This window comes from Streptomyces sp. NPDC098789 (assembly GCF_044759975.1).
Lineage (GTDB): Bacteria > Actinomycetota > Actinomycetes > Streptomycetales > Streptomycetaceae > Streptomyces.
Window position 1 is genome coordinate 45,339 of the sequence record NZ_JBIWAJ010000007.1, and the last position, 20,805, is coordinate 66,143.

The following is a 20,805-nucleotide window of genomic DNA, read 5'->3' on the forward strand; positions in this document are numbered from 1 at the left end:
GCGTGCGGTGATCTGTGTCGCTCAGGCCACCCTTTGCGGCGCGTGCTCCGTCCGGGGGTCGGTGGCGGGCGCGGTGGTGGGTGCGGCGGCGGGTGCGGGCGGGGGGACCGCCGGGGGCCTCGGGCCGGCCGTGCGGACCACCGCGCGGGGGGTCTGTGCCAGGATCGCCAGGTCCATCCCGAGCCAGTGGTTCTCCACGTAGTGCCGGTCCAGCAGGTCCATCTCCTCCCAGGGCAGGTCCGAGCGCGCGCTCACCTGCCACAGGCCGGTCATGCCGGGCCGTACGAGCAGCCGCTCGGGGTGCTCCGCGTGGGCGAGGGGGCGGGGGCCGACCAGGGACATCTCGCCGCGGACCACGTTCAGCAGCTGCGGGAGCCCGTCCAGGGCCCAGCGGTCCAGGGCGGCCCCGAGCCGGGGGCCGTCCGTGCGGAAGCGCCAGGTGCGGAAGGTCCGGCCGCCGAGGCCGGCGCGGGTCTCCCGTACGAAGGCGCCCGCGCGCGGGGTGGCGGCGTACAGCAGTGCGGCCACCGCGCCCAGGGGGAGGGCCAGCAGGGCCAGCAGGAGCAGCGCGCCGAGGAGGTCGACGACCCGTTTCGCCGGTGGGGCGGCGGGGAGGGGGAGGCGTGGCAGCAGCGGCATGGGGGCACCGTGCCGTACGGCTCCCGGCGGGGGGTGGGGGCGCGCGGGGGGTCCCCGTCGGGTCCCCCGCTCGGCCCTGCCGCCGCCGAAGGCCTGCGCCCCGCACCCCCACGGGGCTCCGCCCCGGACCCCGCGCCTCAATCGCCGGCGGGGCTGGATGTGGCGCGGCGGGGCCCGCTTCGCCCACGCGGGCCTGCGCCCCGCACCCCACGGGGCTCCGCCCCGGACCCCGCGCCTCAAACGCCGGCGGGGCTGGATGTGGCGCGGGGGAGCTGGATGTGGCGCGGCGGGGCTGGATGTGGTCCGGGATCCCCCACTGCCCCCCCCGCTGAGCGTAAGGGCCGCCTAAAAGTTGAGTGGGGGCGACTCAGGTCTGTTGACGATGCGGGGCGGGTGGTGCATCCTTGAGTCTGTTCCACTCAAGTCAGTGTTGCTGGAGGAATCAAAATGGCACGTGCGGTCGGCATCGACCTGGGCACCACCAACTCGGTCGTCAGCGTTCTGGAAGGCGGCGAGCCCACCGTCATCACCAACGCCGAGGGCGCCAGGACCACGCCGTCCGTCGTCGCCTTCGCCAAGAACGGCGAGGTCCTCGTCGGCGAGGTGGCCAAGCGCCAGGCGGTCACCAACGTCGACAGGACCATCCGGTCGGTCAAGCGCCACATGGGCACCGACTGGAAGATCAACCTGGACGGCAAGGACTTCAACCCGCAGCAGATGAGCGCATTCATCCTGCAGAAGCTGAAGCGCGACGCCGAGGCGTACCTGGGTGAGAAGGTCACGGACGCGGTCATCACCGTCCCGGCCTACTTCAACGACTCCGAGCGTCAGGCGACGAAGGAGGCCGGTGAGATCGCGGGTCTGAACGTCCTGCGCATCGTCAACGAGCCGACCGCCGCCGCCCTGGCCTACGGTCTCGACAAGGACGACCAGACCATTCTCGTCTTCGACCTCGGTGGCGGCACCTTCGACGTGTCGCTCCTGGAGATCGGTGACGGCGTCGTCGAGGTCAAGGCCACCAACGGTGACAACCACCTCGGTGGTGACGACTGGGACCAGCGCGTCGTCGAGTACCTCGTGAAGCAGTTCCAGAACGGCCACGGCGTCGACCTCGCCAAGGACAAGATGGCGCTCCAGCGTCTGCGCGAGGCCGCCGAGAAGGCGAAGATCGAGCTGTCCTCCTCCACGGAGACCTCGATCAACCTGCCCTACATCACGGCCTCCGCCGAGGGCCCGCTGCACCTGGACGAGAAGCTCACGCGCGCCCAGTTCCAGCAGCTGACCGCGGACCTGCTGGACCGTTGCAAGGCGCCGTTCCACAACGTCATCAAGGACGCGGGCATCAACCTGTCCGAGATCGACCACGTCGTCCTCGTCGGCGGCTCCACCCGCATGCCGGCCGTCGCCGAGCTCGTCAAGGAGCTCACCGGCGGTCAGGACGCCAACAAGGGCGTCAACCCGGACGAGGTCGTCGCCCTCGGCGCGACCCTCCAGGCCGGTGTCCTCAAGGGTGAGGTCAAGGACGTCCTGCTCCTCGACGTCACCCCGCTGTCCCTCGGTATCGAAACCAAGGGCGGCATCATGACCAAGCTCATCGAGCGCAACACCACGATCCCGACCAAGCGGTCCGAGATCTTCACGACGGCCGAGGACAACCAGCCGTCCGTGCAGATCCAGGTCTACCAGGGCGAGCGCGAGATCGCGGCGTACAACAAGAAGCTCGGCATGTTCGAGCTGACCGGTCTGCCCCCGGCCCCGCGCGGCGTCCCGCAGGTCGAGGTCGCCTTCGACATCGACGCGAACGGCATCATGCACGTGACGGCCAAGGACCTCGGCACGGGCAAGGAGCAGAAGATGACCGTCACCGGCGGCTCCTCGCTCGCCAAGGACGAGGTCGACCGCATGCGCCAGGAGGCGGAGCAGTACGCGGACGAGGACTCCCGCCGCAAGGAGGCGGCCGAGTCCCGCAACCAGGGCGAGCAGCTCGTCTACCAGACGGAGAAGTTCGTCAAGGACAACGAGGACAAGGTCCCGGCCGACGTCAAGGCCGAGGTCGAGGCCTCCATCGCCGAGCTGAAGGAAAAGCTCAAGGGCGAGGACTCCGCCGAGATCCGCACCGCGACCGAGAAGCTGGGCGCCGTCAGCCAGAAGCTCGGCCAGGCGATCTACGCCGACGCCCAGGGCGCCCAGGCCGCCGGTGGCGCGCCGACCGGTGACGCGGGTCAGGCCAAGGCCGACGACGACGTCGTCGACGCCGAGATCGTCGACGACGAGAAGCCGAAGGGTGGCGCTGCCTGATGTCGGAGGAGACCCCGGGCTTCGACGAGAAGCCCGAAGTCCCCACCGGCGACAGGGCGGACGACGCCGCAGCCGAGCCGAAGGCCGCCGACTCCTCCAAGGAGGAGAAGGCGGCCCCGGCCGGGGACGCAGGAGCAGCCGACTCGCTCGGCAAGGAAACCGCCCTCCTGGCCCAGCTGGACCAGGCCCGCACCGCGCTCGGCGAGCGCACCGCGGACCTCCAGCGGCTCCAGGCCGAGTACCAGAACTACCGCCGCCGGGTCGAGCGGGACCGGATCGCGGTCAAGGAGATCGCGGTCGCGTCCCTCCTGACCGAACTGCTCCCGACGCTGGACGACATCGGTCGGGCGCGGGAGCATGGCGAACTGCTCGGTGGCTTCAAGTCGGTGGCCGAATCGCTGGAGACGGCCGCCGCCAAGATGGGCCTGCAGCAGTTCGGCAAGGAGGGCGAGCCCTTCGACCCGACGATCCACGAGGCCCTGATGCACTCGTACGCGCCGGACGTCACCGAGACGACCTGCGTGGCGATCCTGCAGCCGGGGTACCGGATCGGCGAGCGTACGATCCGTCCCGCGCGCGTCGCGGTGGCCGAGCCCCAGCCGGGCGCGGCCGCTCCGGCCAAGTCCGAGGACGCGGCCGAGCAGGGCACGGACACGGACGGGCCCGACAAGGGCTGAAGGTCTGATGTCAGCACGTCACGAGAGGAGGGCCACCGAGGATGAGCACTAAGGACTTCGTCGAGAAGGACTACTACAAGGTCCTCGGTGTCCCGAAGGACGCCACCGAGGCCGAGATCAAGAAGGCGTACCGGAAGCTCGCCCGCGAGTTCCACCCGGACGCCAACAAGGGTGACTCCGCGGCCGAGGAGCGCTTCAAGGAGATCTCCGAGGCGCACGACGTCCTCGGTGACAGCAAGAAGCGCAAGGAGTACGACGAGGCCCGCGCGCTGTTCGGGAACGGTGGCTTCCGCCCCGGTCCCGGCGGTGGCGGCGGCTTCTCCAACTTCGACCTGGGCGACCTCTTCGGAGGCGCCCAGGGCGGCGGCGGAGCGGGCGCCGGGGGCTTCGGCGGCGGTCTGGGCGACGTGTTCGGCGGCCTGTTCAACCGCGGTGGCGCGGGCCCCGGTGCGGGCACCCGCACCCAGCCGCGCCGCGGCCAGGACATCGAGTCCGAGGTCACCCTCTCCTTCACGGAGGCGGTGGACGGGGCCACGGTGCCGCTGCGGATGTCCTCGCAGGCTCCCTGCAAGGCGTGTTCGGGCACCGGCGACAAGAACGGCACGCCCCGCGTGTGTCCGACCTGCGTCGGCACCGGGCAGGTCTCGCGCGGCAGCGGCGGCGGCTTCTCGCTGACCGACCCCTGCGCGGACTGCAAGGGCCGCGGCCTGATCGCCGAGACCCCCTGCGACGTCTGCAAGGGCAGCGGCCGGGCCCGTTCCTCACGCACCATGCAGGTCCGGATCCCGGCGGGCGTCTCCGACGGCCAGCGGATCCGGCTGCGCGGCAAGGGCGCTCCGGGCGAGCGCGGTGGTCCCGGCGGCGACCTGTACGTCGTCGTGCACGTGGACAGCCACCCGGTGTTCGGGCGCAGGGACGACAACCTCACGGTCACCGTCCCCGTCACCTTCGCCGAGGCGACCCTGGGCGCCGACATCAAGGTGCCGACGCTGAACGGCCCCGCGGTGACGCTGAAGCTGCCGCCGGGCACCCCCAACGGGCGCACGATGCGCGCCCGTGGCAAGGGCGCGGTCCGCAAGGACGGCACCCGCGGCGATCTGCTGGTGACGGTCGAAGTGACCGTCCCGACAGAGCTGTCGGACAAGGCCCGCGAGGCACTGGAGTCGTTCCGCGACGCCACGGCCTCGGAGGACCCGCGCTCCATCCTGTTCGAGTCCGCGAAGGGAGCATGACATGGACGGCCGCCGACGCAATCCCTATCAGCTGACCGACGAGACCCCGGTCTACGTCATCTCGGTGGCCGCCCAGCTCTCGGGCCTGCATCCGCAGACCCTCCGCCAGTACGACCGCCTCGGCCTGGTCTCCCCGGACCGGACGGCCGGGCGCGGGCGCCGCTATTCGGCCCGGGACATCGAGCTGCTCCGCACGGTGCAGGCGCTGTCCCAGGACGAGGGCATCAACCTGGCGGGCATCAAGCGGATCATCGAGCTGGAGAACCAGGTCGCCGCGCTCCAGCAGCGCGTCGCCGAGCTGTCCACAGCTGTGGACGGTGCGGCGGCGGTGCTGCGCCAGCGCGAGGCCCAGGTGCACGCCTCGTACCGGCGCGACCTGGTCCCGTACCAGCCGCCGCAGCCGGGCAGCGCCCTGGTCGTCTGGCGGCCCAAGCGGCCGCTGGACTGATCCGCGCACGCAGGGACCGTCGCGGGCCCCGCCCCCCACCAGGGGGCGGGGCCCGCACGCGTTTTCCGTCAGGTCGGCCGGTCCGTCAGGTCGGCCGGACCGGCCGGTCCGGTCAGACCAGGTGGTCGGGGTCGAGGTCCGGGTCCGGGTCGTGTTCGGCGGTGAGCCCGCCGCCGCCCGGCAGGGCGCCCGGTCCGTCGAGGATCCCCGACTGCGCGATGAGGAAGCCGAGCTGCGCGCGGCTCCCGCTGCCCAGGACGGTGGCCAGCTTCGCGATGTGCGCGCGGGCGGTCCGTACGTTCATGCCGAGCCGCCGGGCGATGGCCTCGTCGACGTACCCCTCGACGAGGAGCTGCGCGATGGAGCGCTGGACGCCGGAGATCCCCTCGGGGGTGTGCCGGTACGTCACTTCCTGGCGCAGGGGCACAGCGCGCCGCCAGAGCTGCTCGAAGACCTTGATGAGGTACTCGACCAGACCCGGGTGCCGCAGCTCCAGCGCCACCCGCCGGTCGTCGCTGGCGGGGATGAAGGCCACGGTGCGGTCGAAGATGATCAGGCGCTCTATCAGTTCTTCGAGCGTACGGATCTCCACCTTGCCCGCGGAGATCCGGTCCACGTAGGCCAGCGTGCCCTGGCTGTGCCGCGCGGTGTGTTGGTAGAGCGTCCGTATGCTGACCCCGCGGTCGATCAGCGGGGCGTCGCGCTCCAGTGCCTGGGTCAGGGCCAGCGAGGGCCGGGCGCCGCCGGGCTGGACGGTCAGCACTTCGGTGTGACATTCGGCCGTCGCCAGGTTCAGCGCCGCGTTGATCCGCTCGAATCCCTCCAGCACGGTGATGGCGTGAGTGTTGGCGGGACTCTGGGCACTGATGGTAAGGAACGGCTCGAAAGCGTCGGTGAGATCTACAGCGCTGCGTCGGCGGTCCTGGATCTCACGTTCAATCGGGTGGAGACGTTGGGCCAATGCGACGGATGGGGGAACCGGACGCAGCTGGTTCGCGTCGTCCGGATCGGGCTGCAGAAGAGCGAATTCAAGCAGGCAGGGAGCATTTTCAACTTCTCCCCTTGCGATACGGCCCGTGCTGAGCGCTGCCGCGTAGAGCCGTGCTCCCTCGTCGCACAGAGACGTGACGGGGTGGGGATGTGTCTCGTTTGTGCCGCTTCTGGGCAAATCTCCACCCCCCAGGGTCCTGAACATGCAAGAACATGATGCATCGTCCCTGTGGCAGTGACGTGCCTGAATGAGCCATCGTCGGACACGCGGGGGAGAGGATTCCATCAAGTGAGGACGAAGCCGACCATGTACAAAAGAATGCTTCGCTCGGCGCTTGCCGTTGTTTTCTCCGCCGTTGCGGTTTTTGGTGCACTCAGCGCCGTCGACACAGACGCGGGGAGCGCTAGGGCCAGCTATGACACAGGCTGGACCATGGCGCCGGCAGGAACATCGTTCGACACCGGCTGGACCAACGCACCGGTGGCTCTGAAGGACGACACGGGCTGGACCGACTCACCGCAAGGTTCCGGATCCGAAGGTGACACCGGTTGGACCTCTCACCCCGAGGCGGTGTCCTCATGACCCCCGACGACCGCGACTTCCGTCGCGAAATGGCATCTGCGTACCGGTCCGGATGGCAGTTCATCGATCTCGTCACGGCCATCCCCCACACTGGCGATTCGTTGATGGTCACCCTCTTCGGCCAGCCGATCGTTGTCGTGCGCGAGGAGGACGAGGACGTCCGCGCCTACCGCTGCCTGCGCCGCCCGCGCGGCGCGCCGCAGCCCGTCCGCTGCGAGGTGCGGTACGGAATGGTCTTCGTCAACCTTGATCAGCGCGATCACCAGCTCTTCGAACCCGATGTCACTACCGCCACCCCCCGCAGTGCCTGAAGCGATTCCCCCGTCGTCGCAGATCGCTCAGGCGCTTCCCCCACACAGCGGCGCCATCGTGAACCTGAACACGATGGCGCCGCTGTGCTGCTCGCGTCCAGTGCTTGAACCGGAAACGTTCCGGAATTGGCCCGAATAAATCAGTGGCGCCCGCGCCCGCCCGAGGGGCACACCCCTGCTCCGCCCCTCAGGCGCGGCCCATCGCGCGCTCCAGCGTGATCACCAGGACGACCCGGTCCGGATTGGGCGACGGGACGCGTCCGTACCGCTGCGCGTAGCGCTCCACCGCCTCGGCCACCGACGCCTCGTCGTCGAGGATCCTGGCGCGCCCCTCCAGCGTCGCCCAGCGGCGCCCCGCCATCTGGCACACCGCGGCCCGGACGCCCTCCGGCCCCGCCGCCAGGACGTTGCGGATCTTCTTGCTGTGCTTGTTGCTGATCACCCGCGCCACCCCGGCCTCCGGGTCGTACGTCACGCCCACGGGCACGACGTGCGGACTTCCGTCGGGGCGCGGGGTGGTCAGCGTGCAGACGTGCCGTTCCTGCCAGAAGGCGAGGTAGTCGGCCGTCGGGTTGAGTACGTCATGGGACATGCGCCGAAGCGTACGAGCTTCTTCTTGAGTGGAATAGACTCAACTTTGTGCACGCTTCCCCTAGCAGAGAAGCAACACGAGAAGGAACGGAGAGGAGCCGTACGTGGACGCCGAGCTGACCAACAAGAGCCGGGCCGCCCTGAACGCCGCCACCAGCAGGGCGGTGCAGGGCGGCCACGCCGACCTGACCCCCGCGCACCTGCTGCTGGCCCTGCTCACGGGCGCGGACAACGAGAACGTCACCGACCTGCTCGCGGCCACCGAAGCCGACCAGGCCGTCGTACGGGCGGGCGCCGAGCGCCTGCTCGCCGCGCTGCCCAGCGTCACCGGGTCCACGGTCGCGCCGCCGCAGCCCAGCCGCGACCTGCTCGCCGTACTCGCCGAGGCCGCCCGCGAGGCCGGGCGCCTGGGCGACGAGTACCTCTCCACCGAGCACCTCCTCATCGCCATCGCCGCCAAGGGCGGTCCGGCGGGCGAGGTCCTCACCGCACAGGGCGCCACCGCGAAGAAGCTGCTGTCCGCTTTCGAGACCTCACGAGGAGGGCGCCGGGTGACCTCCCCCGACCCCGAGGGCCAGTACAAGGCCCTGGAGAAGTTCGGCACCGACTTCACGGCGGCGGCCCGTGAGGGCAAGCTCGACCCGGTGATCGGCCGGGACCAGGAGATCCGCCGGGTGGTGCAGGTGCTCTCGCGCCGCACGAAGAACAATCCGGTGCTGATCGGCGAGCCGGGCGTGGGCAAGACGGCCGTGGTCGAGGGCCTGGCCCAGCGGATCGTCAAGGGCGACGTCCCCGAGTCCTTGAAGGGCAAGCGGCTCGTCTCACTGGACCTCGGCGCCATGGTGGCCGGGGCGAAGTACCGCGGCGAGTTCGAGGAACGGCTCAAGACGGTCCTGGCGGAGATCAAGTCCAGCGACGGGCAGATCATCACCTTCATCGACGAGCTGCACACCGTGGTCGGCGCCGGCGCCGGCGGGGACTCGGCGATGGACGCGGGCAACATGCTCAAGCCGATGCTGGCCCGCGGCGAGCTGCGGATGGTCGGCGCGACCACGCTGGACGAGTACCGCGAGCGGATCGAGAAGGACCCGGCGCTGGAGCGGCGCTTCCAGCAGGTGCTGGTCGCCGAGCCGAGCGTCGAGGACACCATCGCGATCCTGCGCGGGCTCAAGGGCCGCTACGAGGCGCACCACAAGGTGGTCATCAACGACAGCGCGCTGGTGGCGGCGGCCACGCTCTCGGACCGGTACATCACCTCGCGGTTCCTGCCGGACAAGGCGATCGACCTGGTGGACGAGGCGGCGTCGCGGCTGCGGATGGAGATCGACTCCTCGCCGGTCGAGATCGACGAGCTCCAGCGCTCCGTGGACCGCTTGCGGATGGAGGAGCTGGCGCTGAAGAACGAGTCCGACCCGGCCTCCGTCGAGCGCCTGGAGCGGCTGCGCAAGGACCTCGCGGACAAGGACGAGGAACTGCGCGGGCTGACCGCGCGGTGGGAGAAGGAGAAGCGGTCCCTGAACCGGGTCGGCGAGCTGAAGGAGCGCCTCGACGACCTGCGCGGCCAGGCCGAGCGCGCTCAGCGCGACGGCGACTTCGACGCGGCCTCGCAGCTGCTCTACGGGGAGATCCCGGCGCTGGAGCGGGAGCTCGCCGAGGCCACCGAGGCGGAGGCGGAGGTCTCCCTGGACACGATGGTCAAGGACGAGGTCGGTCCGGACGACATCGCGGACGTGGTGGGTGCGTGGACGGGGATTCCGGCCGGGCGGCTGCTGGAGGGCGAGACGCGGAAGCTGCTGCGGATGGAGGAGGAGCTGGGGCGGCGGCTGATCGGGCAGAAGGAGGCGGTGGCGGCGGTCTCGGACGCGGTGCGACGCACGCGGGCGGGGGTCGCGGACCCGGACCGGCCGACGGGCTCGTTCCTCTTCCTGGGGCCGACCGGCGTCGGCAAGACCGAGCTGGCCAAGGCCCTGGCCGACTTCCTCTTCGATGACGAGCGGGCCATGATCCGCATCGACATGTCGGAGTACGGGGAGAAGCACAGCGTGGCCAGGCTGGTGGGTGCGCCGCCCGGGTACGTGGGGTACGAGGAGGGCGGTCAGCTGACCGAGGCGGTGCGCCGGCGCCCGTACAGCGTGGTGTTGCTGGACGAGGTGGAGAAGGCGCATCCGGAGGTCTTCGACGTGCTCCTGCAGGTCCTGGACGACGGGCGGCTGACCGACGGGCAGGGGCGGACGGTCGACTTCCGCAACACCATCCTGGTGTTGACCTCGAATCTCGGCAGTCAGTACCTGATGGACCCGCTGACCTCGGCGGAGGTGAAGAAGGCGCAGGTCCTGGAGGTGGTGCGGGCGAGCTTCAAGCCGGAGTTCATCAACCGCCTCGACGACCTCGTGGTGTTCTCCGCGCTGGACCGGGACGAGCTCGCGCACATCGCCGAGCTCCAGATCGCCCGGCTGGCGGCCCGTCTCGCCGAGCGGCGCCTGACCTTGGACGTGACGCCCGGGGCGCTGGCCTGGCTCGCGGACCAGGGCAACGATCCGGCCTACGGGGCCCGCCCGCTGCGCCGGCTGATCCAGACCTCGATCGGCGACCGGCTCGCCAAGGAGATCCTCGCGGGCGAGGTCAAGGACGGCGACACCGTCCGCGTGGACGTGGCGGGCGACGGCCTGCTGGTCGGCAAAGCGCTCTGATCAAGCCGGTCCGGTCGCCCCGTGCGACCGGACCAGTCCGGCCATACAGGCGCTTAACCAGCTCTTATGCGTGTCCGCCCGGAGCGGATCGGGTGTCCGGGGGTGGACACGGGGTGGGCGCGATGGGGGAGGATGAAGCAATCCGCACGAAGGGAAGTACACGGTGAGCATCGACCCGGCCTCGATTCCGAATTTCGGGGGCCAGCCCGAACCGCAGGCCACAGGACCGGCGGGCCCCGTCGTCCCCGACCAGGACCTGGTCAAGCAGCTCCTGGAGCAGATGGAGCTGAAGTACGTCGTCGACGACGAGGGTGACCTCGCGGCGCCGTGGGAGGACTTCCGCACGTACTTCATGTTCCGTGGCGAGGACGAGCAGCAGGTCTTCTCGGTGCGGACGTTCTACGACCGCCCGCACGCCATCGAGGACAAGCACCAGCTCCTCGAAGCGATCGACGACTGGAACCGCCGCACCCTGTGGCCGAAGGTCTACAGCCACACCCACGACGACGGCTCGGTCCGCCTGATCGGCGAGGCGCAGATGCTGATCGGCACCGGCGTCTCCCTGGAGCACTTCGTGTCCTCCACGGTCAGCTGGGTCCGCGCGTCCATCGAGTTCGACAAGTGGCTCCTGGAGCAGTTCGGCCTGGAGAAGGACGTCGACTCGGCGGACGAGAAGGACGACACCGAGGGCGACGACTCGAAGAACTGAGTCGGCGGGCCCGCCCACCCGGTGCCCCGACCCCGCGCCGCTACAGCGGCACGTGGGACACGAGCATCAGGTACGCCCCGTAGCCGCACGAGAGCCCGGCCAGGACCCCGGTCACCACGACCGCCGTCCGCGGCCGGGCTCTCGCCATGGCGGCCGCCAGCGGCAGCAGCAGCGGGAAGGCCGGCAGCAGGAACCGCGGCTTCGAATCGAAGAAGCCCGCGCCGCCGAGGGTTATCACCAGCAGCACGGCCGTGTACACGAGCAGCGGCAGCGGCGCCCGGTCCAGCAGGAGCAGCACCGCCAGGCCCGTCGCCACGGCCAGCACGACGAGCGTCATCACGGCATTGGGCCCGCTCTGGCCCATCAGCACCTGCGAGGCCGTGCGCACCGCCCCGGCCCCGAAGTCGAAGCGCGAGCCCCAGGAGTCCTGCACGGCGAAGTAGCCGTGCAGGAGGTCGTCGCGCTGCGCTCCCACGGCGAGCAGGTACGCGGCCCAGCCCGCCGGGGCCAGCAGCCCGGCCGCCCACACCTCGGGCCGCCGGTGCCCCCCGCGCGCCAGCAGCGCGCACAGGGCGCTCACCGACACCGCCGCGGCCACCGCGATGCCGGTCGGCCGGGTCAGGCCGGCCAGGATCGCGAGGCCCGCCGCCCACAGCCACCGCTCGCGCAGCAGCGCGTACAGCGACCAGGCGGCCAGCGCGGCCAGCAGCGCCTCCGTGTACCCGGCGGTGAACACCACGGCGTGCGGCTGCACCCCCCACAGCGCCACCAGCAGCACCCCGGTCCGGGCCCCGGCGACCCGCTCGCCGACCCGGTAGATCCCGACGGCCGCCGTCGCGGCCGCCCCCCAGGCGACCAGGAGACCCGCCCCGGCGGCCCCCACGGGCAGCAGGAGGGTCGTGAGCCGCATCAGTGAGGGGTAGAGCGGGAAGAAGGCCAGATCGCTCTGTACGGCCCCGCTGTGCGGCCAGGCGAGGCTGCGCCCGTACCCGTGCTCGGTGATCGCGACGTACCAGCCGGAGTCGAAGGAGGTGCCGAGGACGGTGAGCGGATCGCGGTCCGTCGCCCAGGCGCCGAGGGCGATCACGAGCACCCCGACGACGCGGACCGCGGCGAACACCGCCAGCGCGGTGGTCCCGGCCGAGAGGGCCGCCGTTCGCGGACGCGTCGGGACCTTCACCGTGCTCGTGCCCGTGGTCATGTCTGCGGCCTTCCGGTTCCTGCGTGCGAGCGCGTGCGTCCGTCCGCGGGTGGAAGGCCGTCAGGGGAGACCCTACGAGCCGCCGGCCGACCGGGGCCGCCCGGTCCCTCAGAGCCGGGAGAGCCGGCCCAGGCGGGTGGCGGCCTCCTGGAGGACGGAGTCCCTCTTGCAGAAGGCGAAGCGGACCTGGGTGGCGCCCGCGGCCTTGTCGTCGTAGAAGACCTGGTTGGGGATGGCCACGACCCCGCACAGGGCGGGCAGGCGGCGGCAGAAGTCCAGGCCGTCGCGCTCCCCGAAGGCGGCGATGTCGGTGGTGATGAAGTAGGTGCCGGCCGGGGCGTAGACCTCGAAGCCGGCCGCCGTCAGGCCCGCGGAGAGGATGTCGCGCTTGCGGGCCATGTCGGCGCGGAAGCCCTCGTAGTAGGAGTCCGGCAGGTCCAGGGCCTCGGCGATCGCGTACTGGAACGGGCCCGAGGAGACGTAGGTCAGGAACTGCTTGGCCGAGCGGACCGCCGTGACCAGCTCCGGCGGGGCCGTCACCCAGCCGACCTTCCAGCCGGTGAAGGAGAAGGTCTTGCCCGCGGAGGAGATCGTCACCGTGCGCTCGCGCATGCCGGGCAGCGCGGCGAGCGGGGTGTGCGCGCCCTCGAAGACCAGGTGCTCGTACACCTCGTCGGTGACGACGAGGAGGTCCCGCTCGACGGCGAGGGCGGCGATCCCGGCCAGCTCGGCCGGGGTGAGCACGGTGCCCGTCGGGTTGTGCGGGGTGTTCAGGAGCAGCAGCCGGGTGCGCGGGGTGACGGCGGCGCGCAGCTCGTCGAGGTCGAGGGCGAAGGCGCCGGCGTGCGGGCGCAGGGTGACCGGGACGCGGGTGGCGCCCGCCATGGCGATGCAGGCGGCGTAGGAGTCGTAGAAGGGTTCGAGGGCGATGACCTCGTCACCCGGTTCGAGGAGGGCGAGGAGGGCGGCCGCGATGGCCTCGGTGGCGCCCGCCGTGACCAGGACCTCGGTGTCGGGGTCGTAGGACAGGCCGTAGAAGCGCTGCTGGTGGCGGGCGACGGCGGCGCGCAGTTCGGGGACGCCGGGGCCGGGCGGGTACTGGTTGCCGCGGCCGGAGAGCACCGCGCGGGACGCCGCCTCGGCGATCTCGGCGGGCCCGTCGGTGTCGGGGAACCCCTGGCCCAGGTTGATCGATCCCGTGCTCGTGGCCAGCGCGGACATCTCCGCGAAGATCGTCGTTCCGAAGGAGGCGAGACGGCGGTTCAGGAAGGGGCGGCTGCCGCCCACGGGTGCGCTCATGGGCGTCATCCTTGGTCAACCTCTGGAGTTGCTCAAGTGTGCTTTGGCCGGAACGGGCCGCGGGAATCCCCCTGACACGCGGGACGCGGGGATCCCGCCCCTCGGGGGACCGAGGCGTACAGGAGGGGGGCGAGGATCATGTTCCTGGCCTTTTTCGCAGTGATCGCAGCCGCGCTGGTGGGGTTCTTCTTGTGGCTGGCGTACGGCGGGTCCCGGGGCGGATCGCGGAAGTCCTCGCGGTCCTCCGGTTCCTCTTCCGACTCCGGCTCCGGCAGCTGGTGGGCGGGCGACAGCGGTTCGTCGTCGCACGGCGGCTCGTCGTGCTCATCCTCTTCGTCCTCGTGTTCGAGCAGCTCCTGCGGCTCGTCCTCGTCGTCCTGCGGGGGCGGCGGCGGGTGCGGCAGCAGCTGACCGGGGGCGCGGCGCGGAGTAGGCGTGCGGAATATGCGGTGGGAAGGTGCCCGGCGGGGGTGGGTTTCGCCGGGCGCATTTCCGTGGAACGCCTGGTTGGGCGGCTTGTGGGACCGCCGCGCGGGACCCGTGGTTGAACACCTGAACTGTGGAGCCCCCGGGGGGATGTAAACCCCGTCAAGTTGGGTAAAAACGCTGTGAGTGCCGTGCCTTTCATGATTCCCTCGGTTGAGTAGACCAGTCCTCGGACCTCGCTGGACTTCCTGTGGACCAGAGCCGGTGCCCCCCCACCCGTTGATCACCGCTGGCGGGTCCCGGCCCATCTCCCCTCGCGCGTTTGCGGAGCCGACTCATGCTCACGACCCTCCAGACCACCTATACCGACACGCGTGCCGCCGACCTCGCCTGGGCCCTGGGTCGGGAGCGGCTGCCCGCCCTCGCCGTACTGAACCTCGAGCTGCAGGGCGCGAAGGTGGAGCTGCGCCTGCTCGGCGCCTCCCACCAGGTCTTGTTGGAAGAGGGCGAAGTGCTCTGCTCGGAGACGGTCGCCTGCATGCCCGGCAGCAGCACCCCGCTGCCGCTCGGCGTGGCCAAGCGGGTGGGGGACTGGGAGTACGAGTTCGCCGCGCGCGTCGAGATCCTCTCCGAGGGTTCCTTCGCGGGACGGGCACAGGAGCTGCTCGCCCTGGTCGCGGATCACCCGAACGGGCTCGCCGGAACCTTTCCCGGCAGCCCGTACGCCTTCACCGCGCTGCTCGCGCAGCGCTGCGAGGGGCAGGTGAGGTGGCGCACCTGGCACGCCTACCCGCAGGAGGGGCAGCTGGTCGCGACCCGGACCCGGGTGGGCGTACGGATGGCGGCCGCGGCGCAGTAGGGCGGGGTCGTACGCGCGTCGCACCGGTTCCGCACCGGTTTCCGCGCAGGTTCCGCACTGGTTTCGGCCCCGGTTCCGCGCCGGTTCCGCCCCGGTTTCGGCCCCGGTTTCGGCGCCGGTCTCCGCACCGTTTCCGCACCGGGCCCGCGGCCCCGGGTCCGCCGTGCCCGGGGTCGGGCGGCGCCGCGTCCCGGCGTGCGGGGTCGCTCGGGGGTCGCTCCCCGGTTACGCCAAGTGGCCCGGGCAGTGCGTCACTTGCACCCATGTGGGTGACGGGGTGCAGCCGAGCAGTGACGTACGGTTCGCTTCATGATCGACCGTTCCGCCCCCGGCGGAGTGCTCCCGGCAGCGGAGCCCAGGGGCAGGGCCACCACCCCGGCCGCCCTCCCCGTACGGCCCCGGACCGGCCGGCTCCTCGTCCTGGCCACCGTGTTCGTCTGCGCCGCCTGCGGGCTCGTGTACGAGCTGGAATTGCTCGCCCTCGGCTCGTACCTGATCGGTGACTCCGTCACCCAGGCGTCCGTGGTGCTCTCCGTCATGGTCTTCGCCATGGGCGTCGGCTCCCTGCTGGCCAAGCGCCTGCGCGAACGCCCCGCCCTCGGCTTCGGCGCCGTCGAGGCGCTGCTCGCCCTGGTCGGGGGCCTGTCCGCCATGGCGCTGTACGCGAGCTTCGCCTGGTTCGGCGAGTCCAGACCGGCGCTCGTCGGCTTCTCGCTCGCCATCGGCATCCTCATGGGGGCCGAGATCCCGCTGTTGATGACCCTCATCCAGCGGATCCGGCGGCAGGACGCGGGCGGCGCCGTCGCCGACCTCTTCGCCGCGGACTACGTCGGCGCGCTCGTCGGGGGCCTGGCCTTCCCCTTCCTGCTCCTGCCGCTGCTCGGCCAGCTCACCGGGGCGATGCTCACCGGCACCGTCAACGCGGTCGCGGGCGGGGCGCTCGTCCTGTGGCTGTTCCGCCGCGACCTGAGCCGGCGCGGGCGCTGGCTGCTGCTCGCCGCCAACATCGGCGTGCTGCTCGTCCTGGCGGCGGCGACCGTGCTGGCCGGCGACTTCGAACGCATGGCCCGGCGCGCGGTCTACGGCGACGAGGTGCGGGTCGCCCTCCAGACCGGCGTCCAGGAACTGGTCGTCACCGGCCCGCCCACCGGCTCGCCGCGCTCCCTCGACCTGTACCTCGACGGGCGGCTGCGGGTCAGCGGCTACGACGAGTACCGCTACCACGAGGCCCTCGTGCACCCCGCGATGGCGGGCCCGCACGCCCGCGTGCTCGTCCTGGGCGGCGGCGACGGACTGGCCGCGCGCGAGGTGGCGCGCTACCCGGACGTCGCCTCCGTCACCGTCGTCGAGCTCGACCCCGGCGTGGTCCGGCTCGCCCGCACCGACCCGATGCTGTCGCAGCTCAACGGGCACGTGTACGCCGACCCGCGGGTCGCCGTGGTGACCTCGGACGCCTTCCACTGGCTGCGCGGACCCGGGGCGTCCGGACGCTACGACGTCATCGTGTCCGACCTGCCCGACCCCGGGATCACGCCCAGCACCAAGCTGTACTCCCAGGAGTTCTACGGGCTGGCCGCGCGAGCGCTGGGGCCGGGCGGCCGGCTCGCGGTGTCCGCGGGCCCCTTGGCCTCCCGGCCGCGGACCTACTGGACCGTGGAGGCCACCTTGCGCGCCGCCGGACTGCGGACCGCCCCGTACAGCGCGGGCGGGCGGCTCACGGGATTCGCGGCGGGCCCCGACCGGGCGCAGGGCGGCTCCGTCGCCCCGCCCCAGGACTGGGGCTTCGTCCTGTCCGCCCGGGAAGCGGTCCCCGAACTGCGGGTCGACGGCGACGCCCCGGTGCTGCGCTCCCTGTCCACCCGCGCGCTCCAGGACGCGGCCCGCGACACCGAACGCGTCCGCATGCGCGGGCTGCCCCCCTCGACCCTCCCCCACCCGCGCTACTCCTTCTAGTGCTGTGACCGGAAAGGTTCACCGTGTCGCGGCGCCCGGCACGGCACCTCTCCCCCAGCTACCGCTGGGAGGTGCCCCCTGCGTTGTCGGACCACGACGGTACGTCCAGTACGAGCCGTGGCCCTCCGTCTTGCGATGCACCGCACCGGACACCGCGACCCGGCAAACCTTTCCGGCCACAGCACTAGGGCCTGTCATCACAGTCGTCCCGTGCGGCCCGGGGGTCGGAAAGCGCACGGTGGGGCCGCGCCCTCGGTAGGCTCGGCGGCATGGAGCATCAGGTGTTCGTTCCGGTACCGGTAGCCGACCTCCGAGCGGTGCTGCGGGACCCCGCCCGCCTGGCCCGGTGCGTACCCGGCTTCCAACAGGACGCCGACGACGCCTCCGGGCCGCTGGCCGGTCGGCTGAAGCTGCGGGTCGGCGGGCACACCGTGACCTACCGGGGTGCGTGGGCCGTCACCGAACGGGACGAGGACACCTTCGAGGCCGAGGGCCGGGGCACGGAGGTCCGGGGCCCGGGCTCCGTGAAGACCACCCTCTCCTTGCGGCTCGTGCCCGAGGACGGCGGTACCCGGCTGGTCTTCACCGCCGCGGGCAGCGCCGACGGCCGGGCCGCGGGATTCGCCCCGGAGGCCACCGCCACCGCGGTGCACCGGCTGCTGGACCGCACCTGCGTCAACCTGACGACCGCCGCCACGGCTCCGCCCGCCACGGACGTGGATGCGGACGCGGCGGACGCGGCGCCCGCGGCTACCGCGGACGACCTGGACGAGCAGCGGGAGCCGCGGGACACGGAGGAGCCGGAGGAGCCCGAGGGGCCCGACGGACCCGACGGACCCGAGGTCATCGAGGTGTCCGCCACGGTGTTCGACACCGAGGTGCCGCCGCCGTCGCTGGACCCCTTCCTCGACCACGACTTCGGCCGGTTCGGGGAGTTCGGCGATCTCGGGGACACCCCGCGCCCGCCCGCCGAAGCCGCCCACGCCCGCCGCACGATGATCGGCCGCAGCGCCGAAGAGGTCGACCACGCACCCCCGCGCGGCCGTTACGCCCCGGTCCCCGCGCCGGACTCCGGGGCCCAGGCCCTGAACCTGCGCTGGCTGGCCCCCGCCGCGGCGATCGCCCTCGCCTCGGCGGTCGTCGTCGGACGTGCCCTGCGGCGCCGACGCTGAGCCGTGGGGGGTGCCCTAGGGTCGGGGCATGAGTACGCGACTGAGCGCCGGTGGCGCCGAACTGACCGTCGACCAGAAGAACGGCTGCCGGATCAGCAGTCTGCGCGTCGACGGACTGGAGCTGCTGCGCCAGGGGGACGACTTCGGGTCCTTCCCGATGGTCCCGTGGTGCGGACGGCTGGGCGAGGGGCGCTTCCGGGACGCCGGCGTGCTCCACCAGATGCCGCTGGACCACCCGCCGCACGCCATCCACGGCTTCGGCCGGCACGCCGCCTGGACCCCCGCCGGAACCGCGACGGCCGAGCGGACGGCCGAGGCCTCCTTCACCTACGACCTCGCCGACCCGTGGCCCTTCCGGGGCCGGGTGACCCAGACCTTCGCCCTCGCACCGGAAGCGCTCACCCTGGCCATGGGCGTGGAGACGTACGACGACTCCTTCCCGGCCCAGGTCGGCTGGCACCCCTGGTTCCGCCGCAACCTCGGGGTGGGGGAGGACGTACAGCTGTCCTTCGAGCCGGTCTGGCAGGAGGAGCGCGGTGCGGACTACCTCCCGACCGGCCGGCGGATCGAGCCGCTGCCCGGCCCCTGGGACGACTGCTTCGGCATGCCGTACGGCGTCGACGTCACGCTGACCTGGCCCGGCGCCCTGGAGCTGCGCCTGACCAGCAGGGCCGAATGGCTGGTGGTCTACGACCAGCCCGAGGAGTTCGTCTGCGTCGAGCCGCAGTCCGGACCGCCCAACGGCCTGAACACCCTGCCGCAGCTGGTCACGCCCATCGACCCGCTGGAGCTGTCCACGACGTGGACCTGGCGCCGTCTCCGGGCGTCCGACGCGCACGACGGCCTCTAAGCTCATGGGCATGAGTGACGTACGTGGTGAGCTGCTCCAGCAGATCAAGGACAAGGCCGTTGTGCACGGCAAGGTGACGCTTTCCTCCGGGCGGGAGGCCGACTACTACATCGACCTGCGCCGGATCACCCTGGACGGCGAGGCCGCCCCGCTGGTCGGCCAGGTCATGCTCGACCTCACCGCCGACCTGGACTTCGACTGCGTCGGCGGTCTGACCCTGGGCGCCGACCCGGTCGCGACTTCGATGCTGCACGCCTCCGCCGCGCGCGGTCAGCGTCTGGACGCCTTCGTCGTGCGCAAGGTGCAGAAGGCCCACGGCATGCAGCGCCGCATCGAGGGCACCGAGGTCAAGGGCCGTCGCTGCCTGGTGGTCGAGGACACCTCGACCACCGGTGGTTCCCCGCTGACCGCCGTCGAGGCCGTCCGTGAGGCCGGTGGCGAGGTCGTGGCCGTCGCCACGATCGTCGACCGCGGCGCCGCCGACGCCATCGCCGCCGCCGGAGTGCCCTACCTCACCGGTTACCAGCTCGGGGACCTCGGCCTCTCCTGACGCGAACGGGTGCGTCGGGAACTGGTGACTTAGGTCCCCAAATTTCCCCGAGGCGGTCCTGACCTGCGACTTTCGCACCGGGTGGGGTGTTTCACGTGAAACACTCCGCCCGGCTGGGCCCGGGCGGGTCCGCCACCGAGGTGGAGTGTCGTGCGGAGTCTGGAAAGATAGCCCCGACGGCAACGTCGCCCCCAGGTCAGGGCCCGCAATAAGCACACTCCCCGCACATCCAAGGAGCGGACAGATGCCCATCGCAACCCCCGAGGTCTACAACGAGATGCTCGACCGGGCGAAGGCAGGCAAGTTTGCCTACCCGGCGATCAACGTGACCTCGACCCAGACCCTGCACGCTGCACTGCGCGGCTTCGCGGAGGCCGAGAGCGACGGCATCATCCAGATCTCCACCGGTGGTGCGGAGTTCCTGGGTGGCCAGTACAACAAGGACATGGTGACCGGCGCCGTCGCGCTGGCCGAGTTCGCCCACATCGTGGCCGCGAAGTACGACATCACCGTCGCCCTGCACACGGACCACTGCCCGAAGGACAAGCTGGACGGCTACGTCCGTCCGCTGCTCGAGGTGTCCGCCGAGCGCGTGGCCCGTGGCTTGAACCCGCTGTTCCAGTCGCACATGTGGGACGGTTCCGCCGAGACCCTCGCCGACAACCTGGCCATCGGCCAGGAGCTGCTGGCCAAGGCCGCGGCCGCCAAGATCATCCTTGAGGTCGAGATCACCCCGACCGGCGGCGAGGAGGACGGCGTCAGCCACGAGATCAACGACGAGCTGTACACGACCGTCGACGACGCGCTGCGCACCGCCGAGGCCCTGGGCCTGGGCGAGAAGGGCCGCTACCTGCTGGCCGCTTCCTTCGGCAACGTCCACGGCGTCTACAAGCCGGGCAACGTCGTCCTGCGTCCCGAGCTGCTCAAGGACCTGCAGGCCGGTGTCGGCGAGAAGTACGGCAAGGCTTCGCCGTTCGACTTCGTCTTCCACGGCGGCTCCGGCTCCACCGCCGAGGAGATCGCCACCGCGCTGGAGAACGGCGTCGTGAAGATGAACCTCGACACCGACACCCAGTACGCCTTCACGCGTCCGGTCGTGGAGCACATGTTCCGCAACTACGACGCGGTCCTGAAGGTCGACGGCGAGGTCGGCACCAAGTCCAAGTACGACCCCCGCACCTGGGGCAAGGCCGCCGAGGCGGGCATGGCCGTGCGCGTCACCGAGGCGTGCGCGAACCTGCGCTCCACCGGCACCAAGCTGAAGTAGTCGCCACAGCACGAAAGGGCCCTGTTCCATCGCTTCGTCAGCGGTGGGGCAGGGCCCTTC

18 protein-coding genes are annotated in these 20,805 nt (G+C 71.5%); 13 read left to right on the plus strand and 5 right to left on the minus strand.

Going from position 1 to position 20,805, the window contains the following annotated elements; all coding sequences use genetic code 11:
- Positions 1–21: 21 nt before the first annotated feature.
- Positions 22–639 (minus strand): sugar transferase, encoded by a 618-nt coding sequence (locus ACIQWR_RS16580; RefSeq protein ID WP_404009523.1) that lies wholly within the window; start codon positions 637–639, stop codon positions 22–24.
- Positions 640–1,086: 447 nt separating this feature from the next.
- On the opposite strand from ACIQWR_RS16580, the gene dnaK reads away from it, so the two are divergent.
- Genes dnaK through ACIQWR_RS16600 form a run of 4 tightly spaced genes read left to right on the plus strand, consistent with a single transcriptional unit; the run spans position 1,087 to position 5,294 of the window.
- On the plus strand, positions 1,087–2,937 hold the full coding sequence (gene dnaK, locus ACIQWR_RS16585) for a molecular chaperone DnaK (protein WP_404009526.1): 1,851 nt from the start codon (positions 1,087–1,089) through the stop codon (positions 2,935–2,937).
- Complete coding sequence (gene grpE / locus ACIQWR_RS16590; protein ID WP_404009529.1) at positions 2,937–3,614, plus strand: nucleotide exchange factor GrpE; 678 nt, start codon at positions 2,937–2,939, stop codon at positions 3,612–3,614. The genes dnaK and grpE overlap by 1 nt, the downstream gene beginning before the upstream one ends.
- A 41-nt stretch (positions 3,615–3,655) precedes the next feature.
- Positions 3,656–4,846 (plus strand): molecular chaperone DnaJ, encoded by a 1,191-nt coding sequence (gene dnaJ / locus ACIQWR_RS16595; RefSeq protein WP_404009532.1) that lies wholly within the window; start codon positions 3,656–3,658, stop codon positions 4,844–4,846.
- A gap of 1 nt (position 4,847) precedes the next feature.
- Positions 4,848–5,294, plus strand: coding sequence for a heat shock protein transcriptional repressor HspR (locus ACIQWR_RS16600; protein WP_399265197.1), 447 nt, complete (start codon positions 4,848–4,850; stop codon positions 5,292–5,294).
- 112 nt (positions 5,295–5,406) lie between these two features.
- Here the strand turns inward: ACIQWR_RS16600 and ACIQWR_RS16605 are convergent, their stop codons facing one another.
- The gene (locus tag ACIQWR_RS16605; protein ID WP_385785545.1) at positions 5,407–6,489 is read right to left on the minus strand and encodes a helix-turn-helix transcriptional regulator; all 1,083 of its coding nucleotides are present in this window, start codon (positions 6,487–6,489) and stop codon (positions 5,407–5,409) included.
- Between the two features lie 374 nt (positions 6,490–6,863).
- On the opposite strand from ACIQWR_RS16605, the gene ACIQWR_RS16610 reads away from it, so the two are divergent.
- Entirely contained in the window at positions 6,864–7,178 is a 315-nt protein-coding gene (locus ACIQWR_RS16610) for a (2Fe-2S)-binding protein (RefSeq protein ID WP_354383388.1), read from the plus strand.
- 187 nt (positions 7,179–7,365) lie between these two features.
- On the opposite strand, the gene ACIQWR_RS16615 is transcribed toward ACIQWR_RS16610, so the two are convergent.
- Positions 7,366–7,770, minus strand: a complete 405-nt coding sequence (locus tag ACIQWR_RS16615; RefSeq protein ID WP_404009536.1) for a pyridoxamine 5'-phosphate oxidase family protein — start codon at positions 7,768–7,770, stop codon at positions 7,366–7,368.
- Positions 7,771–7,873: 103 nt separating this feature from the next.
- Between ACIQWR_RS16615 and clpB the strand changes: the two genes are divergently transcribed.
- A complete protein-coding gene (gene clpB / locus ACIQWR_RS16620) occupies positions 7,874–10,459 on the plus strand; it encodes an ATP-dependent chaperone ClpB (RefSeq protein ID WP_404009539.1) in 2,586 nt (861 codons plus the stop codon).
- A 163-nt stretch (positions 10,460–10,622) separates the two neighbouring features.
- Positions 10,623–11,168 carry a YbjN domain-containing protein gene (locus ACIQWR_RS16625; RefSeq protein ID WP_399265191.1) on the plus strand — a complete coding sequence of 182 codons (546 nt, stop codon included), beginning with the start codon at positions 10,623–10,625 and terminating at the stop codon, positions 11,166–11,168.
- 40 nt (positions 11,169–11,208) lie between these two features.
- Here the strand turns inward: ACIQWR_RS16625 and ACIQWR_RS16630 are convergent, their stop codons facing one another.
- Both ACIQWR_RS16630 and ACIQWR_RS16635 read right to left on the minus strand, forming a co-directional pair.
- Positions 11,209–12,369, minus strand: coding sequence for a hypothetical protein (locus ACIQWR_RS16630; RefSeq protein ID WP_404009542.1), 1,161 nt, complete (start codon positions 12,367–12,369; stop codon positions 11,209–11,211).
- 108 nt (positions 12,370–12,477) lie between these two features.
- Complete coding sequence (locus ACIQWR_RS16635; RefSeq protein WP_404009544.1) at positions 12,478–13,677, minus strand: pyridoxal phosphate-dependent aminotransferase; 1,200 nt, start codon at positions 13,675–13,677, stop codon at positions 12,478–12,480.
- A gap of 754 nt (positions 13,678–14,431) precedes the next feature.
- Here ACIQWR_RS16635 and ACIQWR_RS16640 point away from each other — a divergent pair.
- The 6 genes from ACIQWR_RS16640 to fbaA all read left to right on the plus strand — a co-directional run bounded on the left by ACIQWR_RS16640 (position 14,432) and on the right by fbaA (position 20,745).
- On the plus strand, positions 14,432–14,953 hold the full coding sequence (locus tag ACIQWR_RS16640) for a DUF2617 family protein (protein WP_404009547.1): 522 nt from the start codon (positions 14,432–14,434) through the stop codon (positions 14,951–14,953).
- Positions 14,954–15,262: 309 nt separating this feature from the next.
- A complete protein-coding gene (locus ACIQWR_RS16645; protein WP_404009549.1) occupies positions 15,263–16,906 on the plus strand; it encodes a polyamine aminopropyltransferase in 1,644 nt (547 codons plus the stop codon).
- Positions 16,907–17,175: 269 nt separating this feature from the next.
- A complete protein-coding gene (locus ACIQWR_RS16650; RefSeq protein WP_404009552.1) occupies positions 17,176–18,078 on the plus strand; it encodes an SRPBCC domain-containing protein in 903 nt (300 codons plus the stop codon).
- A gap of 28 nt (positions 18,079–18,106) precedes the next feature.
- Positions 18,107–18,928 carry an aldose 1-epimerase gene (locus ACIQWR_RS16655; protein ID WP_404009555.1) on the plus strand — a complete coding sequence of 274 codons (822 nt, stop codon included), beginning with the start codon at positions 18,107–18,109 and terminating at the stop codon, positions 18,926–18,928.
- A gap of 10 nt (positions 18,929–18,938) precedes the next feature.
- Positions 18,939–19,478: an orotate phosphoribosyltransferase gene (gene pyrE / locus ACIQWR_RS16660; RefSeq protein ID WP_404009558.1), complete on the plus strand. Its 540-nt coding sequence runs from the start codon at positions 18,939–18,941 to the stop codon at positions 19,476–19,478.
- Between the two features lie 244 nt (positions 19,479–19,722).
- Positions 19,723–20,745, plus strand: coding sequence for a class II fructose-bisphosphate aldolase (fbaA, locus tag ACIQWR_RS16665; protein WP_385785508.1), 1,023 nt, complete (start codon positions 19,723–19,725; stop codon positions 20,743–20,745).
- Positions 20,746–20,805: the final 60 nt, after the last annotated feature.